Annotated in this window: 14 protein-coding genes; 6 read left to right on the top strand and 8 right to left on the bottom strand. The window is 32.5% G+C overall.

Going from position 1 to position 16405, the window contains the following annotated elements:
- Positions 1-11 precede the first annotated feature (11 nt).
- From ACN0WY_RS09650 to ACN0WY_RS09640, 3 genes are all read left to right on the top strand, one after another.
- On the top strand, positions 12-1328 hold the full coding sequence (locus ACN0WY_RS09650; RefSeq protein ID WP_417800228.1) for a RagB/SusD family nutrient uptake outer membrane protein: 1317 nt from the start codon (positions 12-14) through the stop codon (positions 1326-1328).
- 74 nt (positions 1329-1402) lie between these two features.
- Positions 1403-2416 (top strand): hypothetical protein, encoded by a 1014-nt coding sequence (locus tag ACN0WY_RS09645; RefSeq protein WP_417800227.1) that lies wholly within the window; start codon positions 1403-1405, stop codon positions 2414-2416.
- Between the two features lie 66 nt (positions 2417-2482).
- Positions 2483-3112: a hypothetical protein gene (locus ACN0WY_RS09640; RefSeq protein WP_417800226.1), complete on the top strand. Its 630-nt coding sequence runs from the start codon at positions 2483-2485 to the stop codon at positions 3110-3112.
- Between the two features lie 57 nt (positions 3113-3169).
- On the opposite strand, the gene obgE is transcribed toward ACN0WY_RS09640, so the two are convergent.
- From obgE to secDF, 3 genes are all read right to left on the bottom strand, one after another.
- Positions 3170-4159 (bottom strand): GTPase ObgE, encoded by a 990-nt coding sequence (gene obgE / locus ACN0WY_RS09635; RefSeq protein WP_417800225.1) that lies wholly within the window; start codon positions 4157-4159, stop codon positions 3170-3172.
- 65 nt (positions 4160-4224) lie between these two features.
- Positions 4225-5343 carry an adenylate kinase gene (locus ACN0WY_RS09630; protein ID WP_330488330.1) on the bottom strand — a complete coding sequence of 373 codons (1119 nt, stop codon included), beginning with the start codon at positions 5341-5343 and terminating at the stop codon, positions 4225-4227.
- 87 nt (positions 5344-5430) lie between these two features.
- Positions 5431-8409, bottom strand: a complete 2979-nt coding sequence (secDF, locus tag ACN0WY_RS09625; RefSeq protein ID WP_417800224.1) for a protein translocase subunit SecDF — start codon at positions 8407-8409, stop codon at positions 5431-5433.
- Between the two features lie 209 nt (positions 8410-8618).
- Here secDF and ACN0WY_RS09620 point away from each other — a divergent pair, with 209 nt between their 5' ends.
- On the top strand, positions 8619-10295 hold the full coding sequence (locus ACN0WY_RS09620) for a formate--tetrahydrofolate ligase (protein WP_417800223.1): 1677 nt from the start codon (positions 8619-8621) through the stop codon (positions 10293-10295).
- Between the two features lie 37 nt (positions 10296-10332).
- A complete protein-coding gene (locus tag ACN0WY_RS09615) occupies positions 10333-10497 on the top strand; it encodes a hypothetical protein (protein WP_330488327.1) in 165 nt (54 codons plus the stop codon).
- Positions 10498-10798: 301 nt separating this feature from the next.
- On the opposite strand, the gene ACN0WY_RS09610 is transcribed toward ACN0WY_RS09615, so the two are convergent.
- From ACN0WY_RS09610 to thrS, 5 genes are all read right to left on the bottom strand, one after another.
- A complete protein-coding gene (locus ACN0WY_RS09610) occupies positions 10799-11383 on the bottom strand; it encodes a tRNA (guanine-N1)-methyltransferase (RefSeq protein WP_417800222.1) in 585 nt (194 codons plus the stop codon).
- A 95-nt stretch (positions 11384-11478) separates the two neighbouring features.
- Positions 11479-11823 carry a 50S ribosomal protein L20 gene (gene rplT, locus ACN0WY_RS09605; RefSeq protein WP_330488325.1) on the bottom strand — a complete coding sequence of 115 codons (345 nt, stop codon included), beginning with the start codon at positions 11821-11823 and terminating at the stop codon, positions 11479-11481.
- 148 nt (positions 11824-11971) lie between these two features.
- Entirely contained in the window at positions 11972-12169 is a 198-nt protein-coding gene (rpmI, locus tag ACN0WY_RS09600) for a 50S ribosomal protein L35 (RefSeq protein WP_047790515.1), read from the bottom strand.
- 44 nt (positions 12170-12213) lie between these two features.
- Positions 12214-12732: a translation initiation factor IF-3 gene (gene infC / locus ACN0WY_RS09595; protein ID WP_262706669.1), complete on the bottom strand. Its 519-nt coding sequence runs from the start codon at positions 12730-12732 to the stop codon at positions 12214-12216.
- A 72-nt stretch (positions 12733-12804) separates the two neighbouring features.
- Positions 12805-14751, bottom strand: coding sequence for a threonine--tRNA ligase (thrS, locus tag ACN0WY_RS09590; RefSeq protein WP_417800221.1), 1947 nt, complete (start codon positions 14749-14751; stop codon positions 12805-12807).
- A 195-nt stretch (positions 14752-14946) separates the two neighbouring features.
- Here thrS and ACN0WY_RS09585 point away from each other — a divergent pair, with 195 nt between their 5' ends.
- A complete protein-coding gene (locus tag ACN0WY_RS09585) occupies positions 14947-16236 on the top strand; it encodes a sensor histidine kinase (RefSeq protein ID WP_417800220.1) in 1290 nt (429 codons plus the stop codon).
- The last annotated feature ends 169 nt before the right edge of the window (positions 16237-16405 follow it).

Here is a 16405-nt window from a genome sequence, read left to right as displayed (position 1 = left end):
AAAATATAGAAATGAAAACACACATATATATATTATTTATAGCTGTCGTAAGCATGGTTTCATGCGATGATTACTTAGATGTAGAACCAATAGGACAGGTAATACCTAAATCTGTTGAAGATTATAGAAACTTTTTAACAACAGCCTATGCAACAGAAAAAAATAACTATTTACTAACTACTTATAGAGCTGATGAGTTACAGTTGAGTAAAAGTTCTGTAGGGATTGAACAGTATGAAGATATGTATTTATGGAATGATACTAGTGCATCACCCTTAACGACTTCTTTTTCATATGCCAGTTTTTATAAAATAATTTTTCACACCAATCATATTATTGATAATCAAACAGAAATAATAGGTGACGTAACAAAGATTAATCAATTGGTTGGAGAAGCATATGCATTGAGAGCCTTACAATATTTTCAATTAGTTAATTTGTATGCAAAAGCATATAATGCCACTACAGCTAGTAGTGATAATGGAGTGCCTATTGTTACAGAATATAATTTAGATCAAAAATATGATATTCAATCGCTGGAACAAGTGTATGTACAAGTTTTAGAAGATCTTGTTAGGGCAGAAGCACTTTTAACCATAGAGCGACAAGAAACAGGGTTCAATTACAGGTTTTCAAAAGCTGCATTAAAAAGTTTAAAAGCCAGAGTGTACCTATATAAAAAAGAATGGCAAAAAGCTATTGATGCAAGTAAAGAAGCATTGACTATACAGCATACATTACAAGATTTAAATACAAATAGTGCTATTATGCCTTCAGAGTTTACTTCAGTAGAATCAATCTTAGCATTAGACGTGGTATCTTCATTTGATATTGCAAGTAATGCCGCTATCTCAGACGATTTACTCAATAAATACGATAGAACAAATGACTTACGATTCCAGATGTACTTTAAGAAAGATGGAACGGTATATAGAGCTACCAAAACAGCTAATATAAAATACAAATCAACCCTTAGGGTAGCAGAGTTATATTTGATTTTAGCTGAAGCCTACACACAACAGAATCAATTAAGTTTAGCAAGAACTCAATTATTAGAGTTTGCTAAAAACAGGTATACACCAGCTAAAATAACAGATTATACTACATTTATCAACGCTTTAAATAAACAAGAGTTGTATGAAGAAATATTAGAGGAACGTGCACGTGAATTTGCTATTGAAGGTCAACGTTGGAATGATTTAAAAAGAACGATACAACCAGAAATTGTAAAATGGTATGAAGGAAAAAACTACACATTACAGCAAAATGATAGTAGATACGTAGTTCCATTTCCTAATGATGCTAAAATAAATAATCCAAACTTTTAATATAGACATCCGGTAAGTGTCAAACGGAATAAAATAAATTGATGCTCAATTACTAATATTTAAATATTTACATTATGAAAAAAGTTTTCCCTTTTTTGTCTTTAATTATAGCACTTGTAGTTGTAAGTTGCTCTAGTGATGATAGCGATAAAGTAGTACAATCATCATTAAATAGTATTACAAGTTTTAAAATAAATTTTGAAGGAGTTAATGAAGAGGATGTTATATATGATTTAGGAAACAATATAACGATTAGTGTTCCTTTCAACACAAATATTTCAGGAGTAATTCCTAACATCACGATATCAGACAAAGCAACTATTTCACCAGCTTCTGGAGAAGCAGTAAACTTTGTAGACGGAGAAGCAATGCCTTTTACAGTTACAGCAGAAAATGGTGATGAAAAAGTATACAATGTAACCATTAACATTCGTGGAGAAGTAGGTAGCGGTTCTCAAATAAAAGTATATCATTTTAAAGATGATTATAGTGAGAGTATTACTACATATACCTACGATGACAATTCTAATTTTATCAGCTCGTATACTATAGAAGAAGGAGGGGCTACTACAACTTATACTGTTGTTTATAATGATAAAAATCAAGTAATAGAAGTAAAGTCAGATACAAAAAGCACTCTATATACGTATAACGACAAAGGCTTAATTGTAAGTGCAGTTGAGAAGGAAGACGGTATAGAAGCCTATACTTATACCTATACGTATGATGCTGAAAATAAATTAGAGAAAAAAGAGAGAGTAAATAAAGAAAACGATAAAATAACTAACACAAGTTATACATACAATGAAGAAGGGAATGTAAAAACAGAGACAATAGGTACTCAAACATTAGAAAATACCTATGATGACAAGAACAATCCTTTTAAAGGAGTTTATCCTACAGCTTTTGCTAAAATTAATGTAGGAACAGGATTAGATGGAGTAAATATAAATAATCCAGCACAAGGTAGTTTTTCTAGCGATACTCCAGTAACTTATACTTATAATACAGATGGATATCCATTAACAGCTTCGTATGTTGTATTCGGTTTTCTTAATACTAGTATTACATATACGTATTTTGATTAATTAATGTTTCCCCTAGTAAGCACTCTTAAAATTTAATTTTAAGGGTGTTTTTTTATACCAAAAATCATGAAAAATATCATAACAATAATCATCACTTTTATAGTAATAAGCTGTAACACAGTCGAAACTAAGAAAGAAGAAGTTGTAGAGAGTTTAACAAAAGAAGAAAAATTAAAGGAACTATATTTAAAAACAGTAAAGCCGTTATTTAAAGAGTTTACAGAAGTAGATATTCCTAATGAGTTTAGAATAGATAAAAACGATGTCTCAGTGAATGCAGGAGCAGCAACGAATTATGTTGAGGTAAGTCAGGGGTTAATAGAGTATGATAAAAATTATATACAAGTTTTTGTGTTGACTCATGAGCTGGGGCATCTTGTAACACTTAAACAAGCAGAGCAATTTCATTTAGGAACCGAAATTCCCAATGGAGCTAAAACAAATGCGTATAAGAAAGCAGAATACCTTGCAGATATCATAGCAATGTATTTATTAACTACACAAGAAGTAGCGTTAGGTAATGAGTTGATAGCTAATATAGAAGTTTTACAAAGCCTCCTAGGACCAGAAATTTTTACGCATCCAAGTGCAGCTGATAGGGTAGCGTTAATAAATGAGTATGTAGAAAAAAGTGCCAAAGAGAATGCAAAAACTGCTTTTCAAGAAATGTTTAGAAGAATTTGGAAGATGGAATAAGAGAACAAAAAAACACCTCGTAGAGGTGTTTTTTTATAGGGGTATTTTAAACAAAAGCTAATTCAGCATTTGCCACAATTTATCTTTTAGCTCCATTAAGCCTTGTTGAGCAACAGAAGAGATAAATAACGCTTCAATGCCTTCAGGCAAATCGTGTTTAATTTCTTCTTTTAGTTCATCGTCTAGCATATCCGATTTTGAAATAGCTAACAAACGATCCTTATCCAATAATTCAGGATTGTGTTTGCGAAGCTCATTCAATAAAATTTCATACTCTTTTTTTATATCCTCGCTATCAGCAGGAATTAAAAAGAGTAGGGTAGAGTTACGTTCTATATGACGTAAAAAGTGATGCCCCAAACCTTTTCCTTCAGCAGCTCCTTCAATAATTCCAGGAATATCTGCCATGACAAAACTTTGATGATTGCGATATTCCACAATTCCTAAATTAGGTTTTAGGGTTGTAAATGCATAATCAGCGATTTTAGGTTTTGCAGCGGTAATAACAGATAATAAAGTCGATTTTCCTGCATTAGGGAAACCAACTAAACCAACATCAGCTAAAATTTTTAATTCAATGCGGTACCAGCCTTCTTGTCCATCAATACCTGGTTGTGCATAACGAGGAGTTTGATTGGTAGAAGACTTAAAATGCCAGTTACCACGTCCACCTTTACCACCTTCTAATAAGATGATCTCTTGTTCGTCTTCAATAACTTCATATAAAATTTCGTCAGTATCAGCATCCCGAATAATAGTTCCTAATGGAACAGGAATGATAACATCGGCACCATCATGCCCAGTACTTCTACTACTACTACCATCACCACCGTGTTCTGCTCTAAAGTGACGTTTAAATTTTAAATGGAAAAGTGTCCACATATTTTTATCGCCACGTAATATAATATGACCACCTCGACCACCGTCACCACCATCAGGTCCACCTTTCGCAATGTATTTTTCGCGATGTAAGTGTGCAGATCCACGACCACCTTTACCTGATGATGCGTAGATTTTAATATAGTCGACAAAATTTCCTTCAGTCATTGTTAATTGTTTAATTGTTTAATTGTTGAATCGTTTAAACGATTCAACAATTAAACAAGTGTTTGTTATAATGTATCAAATACGTCTGATAAACGTTGAGTAATTTCTTCAATAGAACCCACACCATTTATCCCGTAATAATTACCTTGTGCTTGGTAATAGTCTTTTAAAACAGCTGTTTTAGTATTGTATTCATTAAAGCGGTTACGAATTTTACTTTCGTCCATGTCGTCTGAACGACCACTTGTTTTACCTCTTTCTAATAAACGTTCAACTAATAAATCTTCTGGTACTTCTAAAGCCACCATTCCGTTAATACGCTCGCCTTTTTCGGCTAAAAACGTATCTAAAGCTTTTGCTTGAGATTCTGTACGTGGGAAACCGTCAAAGATAAATCCTGCTGCATCTGCATTTTTAGTTACTTCTTCTTTTAGCATGTTAATAGTAACTTCATCAGGAACTAAATCTCCAGCATCAATATACTTTTTAGCTAATAGTCCTAATTCAGTTTCATTTTTAATATTAAATCGGAAAACTTCTCCAGTTGAAATGTGTACCAAATTGTATTTTTCTCTTAAAACTTCTGCTTGAGTACCTTTTCCTGCTCCAGGAGGACCGAATAATACGACGTTTTTCATATTGGGTTGTGTTGTTAATTGATAAATAGCAGGCAAGTTTCTACCATAACCTTTGTAATCTAATCCGTAACCTACAATAAATTTATCATCAATACTTTTTCCGATATAGTTTATATGCAGCTCTTTACGATACACATCTGGTTTGTAAAAAAGAGTTACTATTTTTAATTCTTTTAAATTTTTCGTTTTAAAGATGTCATAAATCTCTTGAAGAGTCGTACCAGTATCTATAATATCTTCTAAAATAATAACGGTTCGACCAGATAAATCTTCATTAAGACCAATTAAGTTCTTTACATTTTCTGTTGAAGAAGTACCTTGGTATGAAGACAACTTAACAAAACTAATTTCACAGTTTCCTTTATATTCACGTAAAAAATCAGCGGTGAAAACAAAGCATCCGTTTAAAATCCCTATAAAAATAGGCACTTCATCAGAAGGTAAATCTTTTCTTACTTGTTCAGCCAATGAGCTAACAATTTTAGAAATTTCATCAGCTGAAATAAATTCTTTAAAGTATAAATCGTGGAGTTTTGTAATTTTCATCAGACTGCAAAGATAGTTGCTTGATATTAAATGAAAAAACCGTTTTGAAGTTTATTCAAAACGGTTTTATGTATGCTTTTATATGAGTTACTTGTTTTCTTCTTTTTTAGAAACGTCAAACATAATTGGCGTTGCAACAAATAAAGAAGAGTAAGTACCTACTACCACACCTACGATTAATGCGAACATAAATCCTTTAATACTGTCTCCTCCAAAGAAGAAGATAGCTAACATTACTAATAATGTTGTTAAAGAGGTGTTGATAGTTCTTCCTAATGTACTATTTAATGCTTTGTTTACTAAACTAGCAGTAACAGAGTTTTTACCTTCTGTAAACTCTCTAATTCTATCAAAAATTACCACGGTATCGTTCAATGAATATCCTACTACTGTTAAGATGGCAGCGATAAACGATTGACCAATTTCCATATCAAATGGCATGAACTTGTATAGTAAAGAGAAAACTCCTAATACCACCAATACATCATGGAAAACAGCTACTACAGCACCGATAGAGTATGCCATTTTTCTAAAACGTAATAAGATGTATAAGAAAACGACAATTAAGGAACCTAAAACTGCCCATAAAGCTGATTGCTTAATATCATCTGCAATAGTTGGTTCTACTTTCATATAGCTCATAATTCCATTTCCTGCTTTTTCAAAACCAGGTTTGAAGTTTTCATATGATGTATCACCTAAATATGGTTTTAAACCATTGTATAGGGCATTTTGTACAGTTTCATCAACATCAGTACCTTCTTCATCAATTTTAAAGGCAGTAGTAATTTTTAATTGATGATCAGAACCAAAAGTTTTTACTTCAGGAGCAGTACCAAATACTTCTTTTAATTGCTCAGCCACTTCATTTCCTTTCATAGCCTCATCAAAACGAACTACATACGAACGACCTCCTTTAAAATCTACTCCTTGCTTTAATCCTACAGTAAATATTGAAACTAAACCAACAACAATAAAGAAGCCAGAAATGATGTAAGCAATCTTGCGTTTTTGCAAGAATTCAATACTAATGTTGTTAAACCAATTTTTAGAGAAACCAGTATTGAATGTTAATTTGGTGCCTCTTTCAACAGCGCCATCAATAAATAAACGAGTAATAAATACGGCGGTAAATAAAGAAGTAGCAATACCTATCATTAATGTTAACGCGAAACCTTTAATAGGTCCTGTACCAAAAGTATATAAAATAATACCTGTTAATAAGGTAGTAATGTTAGCATCAATAATAGCAGATAATGCACCTTTAATACTAAATCCTTCATCTACCGATTCTCCTAAACTTTTCCCTCCGTATAAGGCTTCCTTAATTCTTTCGAAAATAATTACGTTCGCATCTACTGACATACCTATGGTTAAGATAATACCAGCAATACCAGGTAAGGTTAATACCGAATTAAATGAAGCTAAAATCCCGAAAATGAACAAGATGTTAACTACTAATGCAATGTTAGCATAGATACCAGCTTTACCATAGTATAAGAACATCCAAACTAAGACTAAAATAATAGCCAACCCGAATGACCACATACTCGCATCAATAGATTCTTTACCTAAAGATGGTCCAACAACTTCAGCTTGAATAATACGAGCAGGAGCAGGTAATTTACCAGCTTTTAATACGGTGGCAATATCTTGTGCTTCCGTTACTGTCATTGTTCCTCCAGAAATTTGAGTACTACCACCTGTAATAGCTCCATTTACTACAGGAGCAGTATATACGTAGTTATCTAATACTACAGCAACGAATTTACCAACATTTTCGCTAGTCATTTTTGCCCATTGTTTAGTACCAGAACCATTCATTAACATAGATACTACAGGTTTACTCAATTGGTCGTATTCTTGCTTAGCATCAGCAATTACATCACCGCCAATTGGAGCTTTGTCTTTTCTGTTAGATTTAATAGCATATAAACCAATAATTTCAGTTCCATCAGCACCAGCTTGTGACTTATAGTCCCATAAAAACTTAGTGTATTTTAAGTTGTTAGGTAACAAAGCTCTTACCTCCTTGTTGTGTAAGAAGCTATTTACTTTTGCAGTATCCTGAACTCTAGCTTGTGCGACCAAAGAACTTACTTGTTGTGGACTTTGAGCTACGTTAGGATATAAATATGTAAATAAATTCTTTTGAGTTTCAACTTTTGTTGAATCAGTTGATTCACCTAGTAAATCATCAATGTCATTACCTTCCTTAGCAGTATCTTTTGCTTGTTCTGTAGCAGAATCATCTTTTAACATTTCGGCAACCTTAGCATTTGCTGTAAAGAAAAAGTTTTGAATGTCTACGTTTGTATGTACTTCCCAGAACTGTAATTCAGCAGTACTTTGTAATAACTTCTCTACACGGTCAATATCTTTAGCTCCAGGTAATTCTACTTGAATTCTACCAGAGTTACCAATACGTTGAATGTTTGGTTGTACAACCCCAAATTTGTCAATACGGCTACGTAATACTTCAAAAGCAGTGTTGATAGAAGTGTTGATTTCTTCTTGTAAAGTCGATTTAACCTGCTCGTTTGTTTTGTTGAAGTCTATTTTATCACGTAAAGCTTTGGTTCCAAAAATACTTGGGTCGCTTAATTTAACGCTACCATTACTTAATTTTTCGAACTCATTATAGAATAAATCTAAATAATTCTCTTGACTGTCTTTTTGAGCTTCATCAGCATTTGTTAATGCTTGCTTAAAAGTTGTGTTTTGAGAATCGTTAGATAACCCAATTAAGATATCTTTTACTGATACCTGTAAAATTGCATTAATACCCCCTTTTAAATCAAGACCAAGGTTCATTTCCTTGTTTCTGATGTCGTTGTAAGAGTACTTTGCAAATCCTAAATTTACGATCTCTTTGTTAGCTACGCTATCTAAGTATTTTCGTTCATACCTAGCCAAAGCTCTACCATTGTTATCACTAACATTAGCCTTAGCATACTGTTTCGCACTATCTTCTACCTTATTGGCAAAGAAAGTAAACGATAATTGATAAATACTTACTAAACCAAAAAGTATAGCAAATAATTTAATTAATCCTTTGTTTTGCATTGTAAATAATTTAAATCGACTTTATTTTAAAAACGTGCAAATATAGCGTTTCATTAAAAGAAAAGCCAATTCTTTTACCATATTTGTGTTATTAGATAATAATTAAGGAATATTTGCTAACAAATGTCAGTTTTTATGGGGATTATATTACGTATATTTACCTGCTTTTTTTAGTACAACAAATAACTTAAAAATTTAAATAATTTGCCATGGCGCATTTAACCGATATCGAGATTGCTCAAGCAAAAGAATTACAACATATTAAATACATAGCTAATAAGTTACAAGTAAGAGAAGATGATTTAGAAATGTATGGGAAATACAAAGCTAAATTACCTCTAAACTTAATAGATGAAAACAAAATAAAAGATAATAATTTAGTGTTGGTAACAGCATTAACTCCAACACCTGCTGGAGAGGGAAAAACAACTGTTTCTATAGGGGTAACAGAAGGATTGAATGTCATAGGAAAACAAGCTACTGTGGTGTTAAGAGAACCCTCGTTAGGGCCTGTTTTTGGAATTAAAGGAGGTGCCGCAGGAGGTGGATATTCGCAAGTTGTACCTATGGAAGATATCAACTTACATTTCACAGGAGATTTTAACGCTATTGAGAAAGCTAACAATCTACTGTCTGCTCTAATAGATAACAACTTGCAAAGCGGAACGAACAGCTTACATATCGACCCGCGTACCATTTTATGGAAACGTGTAATTGATATGAATGATCGTTCGTTACGTCAAATTACAATTGGTTTAGGAGGAACAGCAAACGGAATACCACGTGAAGATGGATTCAATATTACACCAGCATCAGAAGTAATGGCTATTCTTTGTATGGCAACTTCTTTTGATGATTTAAAAGAACGTTTAGGGAATATTTTCATAGGATTTACTTTTGATAAAAAGCCAGTTTTTGCACGTGATTTAAAAGCACAAGATGCAATGGCTATTTTGCTAAAAGATGCTGTAAAACCAAACTTGGTACAAACATTAGAGGAAAATCCAGCGATTATTCATGGTGGGCCTTTTGCAAATATTGCGCAAGGAACCAATACAATTATTGCAACTAAAATGGGATTGTCGTTATCAAATTACGTAGTAACAGAAGCTGGTTTTGGTGCCGATTTAGGAGCTGAGAAATTCTTAAATATCAAATCACAATACGCGGGGTTAAATCCAAAATGTGTGGTGTTAGTAGCAACAATCCGAGCATTACGTCATCATGGAGGGGCACCAAAAGAAGAATACAATACTCCAAGCTTAGAGCGTGTACAAAACGGGTTTAAAAATTTAGAAAAGCATATTGAAAATATTAGAAAATTCAATATTGAGCCTGTAGTAGCAATTAATTCTTTTATATCTGATTCTGATGAAGAAGTACAATTTGTTATTAACGCTTGCAAGAATTTAGGTGTACAAGCTGTTGTTTCTGAAGGATGGGCTAAAGGAGGAGAAGGAACTAAAAATTTAGCCGAAGCTGTGGTTGATGTAGTTGAAAATAAAGCTACACAATATAAGCCTTTATATAATTGGAAAAGTCCTGTAAAAGAGAAAATAGAAAAAATTGCTAAAGAAATTTACGGGGCAGATACTGTAACCTATGATAAAAAAGCTGAGTTAAATTTGCGAAGAATAGAGCGTTTAGGATTTAATGATTTTGCTGTGTGTATGGCAAAAACTCAAAAATCATTTTCTGATAACGATAAATTAATAGGGAGGCCAGAAGGATTTACAGTAAATGTTAGAGAGATAGAAATTGCAGCAGGAGCTCAGTTTATCATCCCTATTTTAGGGAAAATGATGCGTATGCCTGGGTTGCCAGCCACTCCTGCATCAGAAAACATGAGCATTGATAATAACGGGGTAATTTCAGGGTTATCTTAATGTATTAAAGATGAAGTCACTTATTGTAAACTAAGTAATGAAGATTTCAACAGATAAGGGTATGGGAAGCGATAACTACTTATTCTTTAATGCTAGGATGATTTTTGATAACATTCCTGCTTTCGAACTAATAGTTGGATTTATCACGGAGTTCAATGTGCTGTCAGAAGAAAAAACTTTTTGCATGTTTGGAAGGTTATAGATATTGTTGACAAAGAAAGAACAGTTTTTGTGAATGGAAATATCCTGAATTTATTGATGAAAGCTTGTTGCTTACTTTTGAAGTAAAATTTTTGAGTAAAGAAGAAACACAGTTTTCTGTAACAGTTTTAGGAATTGAACATTTCTCAAATACAAATATTTAAGAATTTATAAGATAAAGTTGTAAAGGAGGTTGGGAATATTTTTCCAATCGATTACAACAGTTTATTAGTATAAAACAAAATCCCGAGTTCATACTCGGGATTTTGTTTTATACTAGTTCATGATTAAGTTAAGGTAGGTTAACTTACACCGCGCTGTTTGTTGATCTCGTCTTGTAATTGTCTACGTAGTTTTTGCTCTTTTTCAATAGATTTTCTTTTGTACTGTTCAAACTCTTCTTCAGTTTCAACTAACAAGCTTTTGGTTTCTTTAGTAACCACATTGCTATTCTTAAACCTGTAAATAAAGAAAGCCAACCCAACCAGTAAAACAAGGATAATACCCCATACAATAGAGTTGTAGGTAGCTTTGTTTAATGGAACACCAATAAAGGAAATGGCATCTTCTTTGTTGATAGAAGTAGCTAAGTCTTTGTTTAACGTGTCTATTTTAGTTTGTAATTCAGTTATATTTTTTTGCTGCTCATTTATTTTAATTTGTTTCGAACTGGCATCAGTTTTAATAACTTTTATGCTATCTAAAATACTATTCTGTAGTCTTAAGTACTCATTTTTTTTTACAACTTTATAAATTTGATAATTGTTTGATTTTTTATAAAGTTCTATAAATTGGTTTTCAACAGTATTTGGTTGTTCAGAAGGGCTATTTTGAGCAATAATACTTTGCGTGAAGATAAAGATGAATACTATTTTTAAAAATTTCATAATATTGATATTTTAGTTCAATTGATGAATATGGATGGTTTAAAAAAACCCAAACGTTAAGGTTTGGGTTTTTAGTATAAGCAAGGGTATGAAACTTATTTTACTTTTTCTACAATGGCCTTAAAAGCTTCTGGGTTGTTCATCGCTAAATCAGCTAAAACCTTACGGTTTAACTCAATATTATTAGCTTTTACTTTCCCCATAAACTGTGAGTAAGACATTCCGTACAGACGAGCTCCAGCGTTAATACGTTGAATCCATAATGAACGGAAGTTTCTCTTATTGTTTTTACGGTCACGGTATGCATATAGCATTCCTTTTTCAACCGCATTTTTTGCTACCGTGTAAACGTTTTTACGACGTCCAAAGTAACCTTTTGCTTGCTTCAAGATTTTTTTTCTTCTATTTCTTGAAGCTACTGAATTTACTGATCTTGGCATAATTCAAATGTGTTTTTGTAGTAGGCGATTATGAAACTGTGAATTGATAATTACGAATTGATACAACCCTATAATTTAAAATTCATAATTCATAATTCTTTAACAAGCCTAACTCCATGGTTAATAATTAAATTCCCTGAGCTAACAATTATTTTAAAACTAATTGCTGCTTAATGTTTGCTTCATCAGATTTGTGTACTAATGTAGCGTGTGTTAATGCAAGCTTACGTTTTTTAGACTTTTTCGTTAAAATGTGACTTTTAAACGCGTGCTTTCTTTTGATTTTTCCAGTACCAGTTAACTTGAAACGTTTCTTAGCACTAGATTTTGTTTTAATTTTAGGCATCTTTGTTTTTTAGTTTTATCTTGCTTATATTATTATTGTATGTATTATTTACTCTTTTTAGGAGCAATAAACATAATCATACGCTTTCCTTCTAGTTTAGGCATTTGCTCTACCTTACCATATTCTTCTAATTCTTGAGCTAATTTTAATAGTAAAATTTGTCCTTGTTCTTTAAATACAATTGAACGCCCTTTGAAGAATACAAAAGCCTTTAATTTAGCTCCATCTTGTAAGAACTTAATTGCATGCTTTTTTTTGAACTCGTAATCATGTTCGTCAGTTTGAGGTCCGAAACGAATTTCTTTAACGGTAACTTTAGTAGCTTTAGCTTTTAAAGCTTTTTCACGTTTCTTTTGCTCATATAAGAACTTTTTGTAATCAATAACTTTACAAACAGGAGGAACAGCTTTAGGCGAAATTTCAACTAAATCTAATTCTAACTCTCGTGCAATCTCTTTAGCTTTAGCTAATGGATATACACCAACTTCCACGTTATCGCCTACAAGACGAACTTCATCAACATGTCTAATTTTTTCATTAATTCTATGTTGATCTTCTTTAATTACTCTCGCGGGTCTTCTACCGCCTTTTCTTCTAATTGCTATGACTTATAAATTTTAAATTACTATCTATTTTTAACTTCCAAAAGGAACCAATGTTTTACTAACTTCTTTCTGTATTAGAGAAATGAACTCTTCTATAGTAAATGTTCCTAAATCACCTTCACCATGTTTTCTTACAGATACTGTGCCATCTTTTTCCTCTTGCTCACCAACAATAACCATGAATGGTATTTTGCTAACTTCAGCATCACGTATCTTTCTTCCTGTCTTCTCGTTACGGTTATCAACGAGGGCGCGAATTTCGGAATTTTCTAACAAAGTTAAAACTTTTTCGGTATATTTTTGATATTTCTCACTGATTGGCAGTACAATAACTTGCTCAGGAGTTAACCAAAGAGGGAAATTACCTCCTGTATGCTCTAGTAAAACCGCAATGAAACGCTCCATAGAACCAAACGGTGCACGGTGAATCATTACCGGGCGGTGTAATTGGTTATCAGCACCTTTATAATGTAAATCAAAACGTTCTGGTAAGTTATAATCCACTTGAATAGTTCCTAATTGCCAGCTTCTACCTAAAGCGTCCTTCACCATGAAGTCTAATTTTGGGCCATAAAAAGCAGCTTCACCTTCTTCAACTACGTAATCCAAACCTTTGTCTTTAGCTGCATTAATAATTGCTTGTTCGGCTTTTTCCCAGTTTTCGACTGAACCAATATATTTATCAAGGTTTTCCATGTCTCTAATAGATACCTGAGCAGTAAAATCTTCAAAACCTAAAGAGCCAAATACATAAAGTACTAGGTCAATTACATTTTTAAACTCTTCATCTAATTGTTCAGGTGTACAGAAAATGTGTGCATCATCTTGAGTAAAACCACGAACACGAGTTAAACCATGCAATTCACCACTCTGTTCATATCTATATACGGTACCAAATTCAGCAAAGCGTTTAGGTAAGTCTTTATATGAATATGGTTTATGGTTGTACACTTCGCAGTGATGCGGACAGTTCATAGGTTTCAGTAAAAACTCCTCGTCTTCCTTTGGAGTAGTAATGGGCTGAAAACTATCTTCACCATATTTCGCATAATGCCCAGAAGTTACATATAGTTCTTTCTGTCCAATATGTGGAGTCATTACCATTTCGTATCCTGCTTTCTTTTGAGCAGCTTTTAAGAAATCTTCTAAACGACCACGCAAAGCAGCTCCCTTTGGTAACCATAAAGGTAAGCCTTGCCCCACTTTTTGAGAAAAAGTAAAAAGCTCTAATTCTTTACCAAGTTTTCTATGATCACGTTTTTTTGCTTCTTCAAGTAATTCTAAATATTCTTTTAACTCTTTTTGTTTAGGAAAAGAAATTCCATACACACGAGTTAACTGGTTATTCTTTTCGTCACCACGCCAATAAGCTCCAGCAACATTCATAATTTTCACCGCTTTGATAATTCCAGTATTCGGAATATGACCTCCACGGCATAAATCGGTAAAATCACTGTGGTCACAAAAAGTAATGTCGCCATCTTCTAAACCTTCAATAAGCTCTACTTTATATTGATTGTTTTGTGCTTGGTAGTATGCCAAAGCATCAGCTTTGGAAATAGAACGCATCTTAAACTCTGCTTTTTCACGAGCACGTTCTAAGAATTTCTTTTCTATTTTATCAAAATCTTTTTCAGAAATAGTGTCCTCTCCAAAATCAACATCGTAATAAAAACCATTTTCAATAGCAGGGCCAATAGTTAATTTTGCATGAGGGTAAAAATCTTGAATAGCTTGTGCCAATACGTGAGCAGATGAATGCCAAAAAGCCTTTTTACCAGAAGCATCATTAAATGTATATAAAACCAACGAGCCATCTGTGGTTAAAGGTGTAGAGGTTTCAACAGTTGTTCTATTAAAACTAGCAGAAATAACATTTCTAGCTAAACCTTCACTAATACTTTTAGCAACATCCATTGGAGTGCTGTTCATTTCAAATTCTTTGACGCTCCCGTCGGGTAGTGTAATCTCAATCATTATATATGTATATTTTTATAATTTCCTTACAAGTGGAAATTTTGAGTCGCAAAGATATTGTAAAAGCATTTTGTAAGCAATACATAATAATTAAAGATTGTAAAATCAATTTCACTCTTACAATAATTATAAAGAGCCAATGCTTTTTAAAATGAATTAATTACTTTTAATTTTTTAAGCATCTATTTTTTAGTTATGTTTTTTGAGTTTTTTAAAAATAAAGGTAAGCTTGAGCCGTTTGAAATTAGAAATAGTAGTACAGTTCTGTTGTTAATGGCACCTGGGTTGTATATTTATTCTCTTCTAATTTTTTATTTTAATAAAAAGGCAGTAGAATTTCCTTATCTAAGAGAAATTTTTGCCGTTGTTTTTCTCGTAGCAGGATTAATTCCTTTTGTAAAAAAGAAATGGGCAAGAAAATACTATGGTTATGTGGTTTTTTTAGTGCTGTTCTTGTTTCAACACTACCTTATATATACGACAAAAACAAATAATTTTTCAATTGATTATTTGTTGGGAACTTTTATTGTGATGTTTGGGGCTGTACTAATGCTAAATAATAGAGGGTTTGTAATTGCTTTTAGTACTTTTCAATTATTGCATCTGACTTATTGGACCCTTACGTCAAATATAAATATTGTATTAGAATCTGCCATATTGATATCTACATCAACTATTTTTATTTTTTCAATAATCATTTTGAATGGACATATAAGGTATCGAAAAAAATTACAAGAAGTAAACTCGTCATTAGAAAATAGAGTAAAAGAAAGAACAAGAGATTTAGAAAGTAGAGCAAAAGAATTGTCAGAAAAAAACGAAGACCTAGAAGAATTTGCTTATGTAGTGTCGCATGACCTAAAAACTCCTTTAGGAAATTTACATGCTTTATCAGAGTGGATGTTGGAGAGTGATGAAGGAAATGATCGAGGAAAAAGCGAATACTCTAATATGCTCCAAATGATGAAAGAACAGGTAGAACAGATAGATTTACTAATCAATGGTATTCTCGATTATTCTTTAAGGGCGAATGATAGAGAAGTAAAACAAGAAGTAAATGTAAACAGTGTTGTAGAGCAAATAATACAATTGAATTCTGATTCTAATTGCACTATGGTAGTAAAGAACAAACTACCAACAGTACTGTATAATGAGTCTCAACTAACCCAAGTATTTAAAAATTTAATAGAGAACGCGGTTAAGCATAATAATAAAGAATATATATATGTAGAGATAGGGAGTGAAGAATATGATGAAGAATATATTTTTTATGTAAAAGATAATGGTCCAGGGATAGATCAAAAAAACCATGAAAAGATTTTCAACCTTTTTCAAAAGTTAGAAGAAACATCTTCATTTCAGTCTATAGGACTAGGGTTGGCTTTGGTTAAAAAGATTTTAAAGAGAGAAGGAGGGAGGATATGGTTGAAGAACGAAGAGGGTAAAGGGGCTGCGTTTTACTTTTCTATCATGAAAAATAAATAGTTTGCAAGGAAGAGTGCTGGTTATTAGTACGTTGTGTTTTTTAAAAAAAAAGATAAAAAAAGTCATTGTTGTAAAGAAAAAGGTATCTATATTTGCACCCGCAAACGGAGCAGCGGTAAGCTAGGAAGTTAGTAACAGTTCATTAAAATAGGGTTTAAGATATCTAAAG

Source organism: Tenacibaculum sp. (assembly GCF_048269885.1).
Classification (GTDB): domain Bacteria; phylum Bacteroidota; class Bacteroidia; order Flavobacteriales; family Flavobacteriaceae; genus Polaribacter.
This window is presented reverse-complemented; position numbering and strand designations above follow the sequence as displayed.

What these genes read in the sequence shown, in the direction of transcription:
- thrS (WP_417800221.1), bottom strand. Translation starts at nt 14,751, where the DNA reads ATGATTGAGATTACACTACCCGACGGGAGCGTCAAAGAATTTGAAATG.
- rplT (WP_330488325.1), bottom strand. Translation starts at nt 11,823, where the DNA reads ATGCCAAGATCAGTAAATTCAGTAGCTTCAAGAAATAGAAGAAAAAAA.
- ACN0WY_RS09630 (WP_330488330.1), bottom strand. Translation starts at nt 5,343, where the DNA reads ATGAAAATTACAAAACTCCACGATTTATACTTTAAAGAATTTATTTCA.
- ACN0WY_RS09620 (WP_417800223.1), top strand. Translation starts at nt 8,619, where the DNA reads ATGGCGCATTTAACCGATATCGAGATTGCTCAAGCAAAAGAATTACAA.
- ACN0WY_RS09650 (WP_417800228.1), top strand. Translation starts at nt 12, where the DNA reads ATGAAAACACACATATATATATTATTTATAGCTGTCGTAAGCATGGTT.
- ACN0WY_RS09640 (WP_417800226.1), top strand. Translation starts at nt 2,483, where the DNA reads ATGAAAAATATCATAACAATAATCATCACTTTTATAGTAATAAGCTGT.
- ACN0WY_RS09615 (WP_330488327.1), top strand. Translation starts at nt 10,333, where the DNA reads ATGAAGATTTCAACAGATAAGGGTATGGGAAGCGATAACTACTTATTC.
- ACN0WY_RS09645 (WP_417800227.1), top strand. Translation starts at nt 1,403, where the DNA reads ATGAAAAAAGTTTTCCCTTTTTTGTCTTTAATTATAGCACTTGTAGTT.
- ACN0WY_RS09610 (WP_417800222.1), bottom strand. Translation starts at nt 11,383, where the DNA reads ATGAAATTTTTAAAAATAGTATTCATCTTTATCTTCACGCAAAGTATT.
- rpmI (WP_047790515.1), bottom strand. Translation starts at nt 12,169, where the DNA reads ATGCCTAAAATTAAAACAAAATCTAGTGCTAAGAAACGTTTCAAGTTA.
- ACN0WY_RS09585 (WP_417800220.1), top strand. Translation starts at nt 14,947, where the DNA reads ATGTTTTTTGAGTTTTTTAAAAATAAAGGTAAGCTTGAGCCGTTTGAA.
- secDF (WP_417800224.1), bottom strand. Translation starts at nt 8,409, where the DNA reads ATGCAAAACAAAGGATTAATTAAATTATTTGCTATACTTTTTGGTTTA.
- obgE (WP_417800225.1), bottom strand. Translation starts at nt 4,159, where the DNA reads ATGACTGAAGGAAATTTTGTCGACTATATTAAAATCTACGCATCATCA.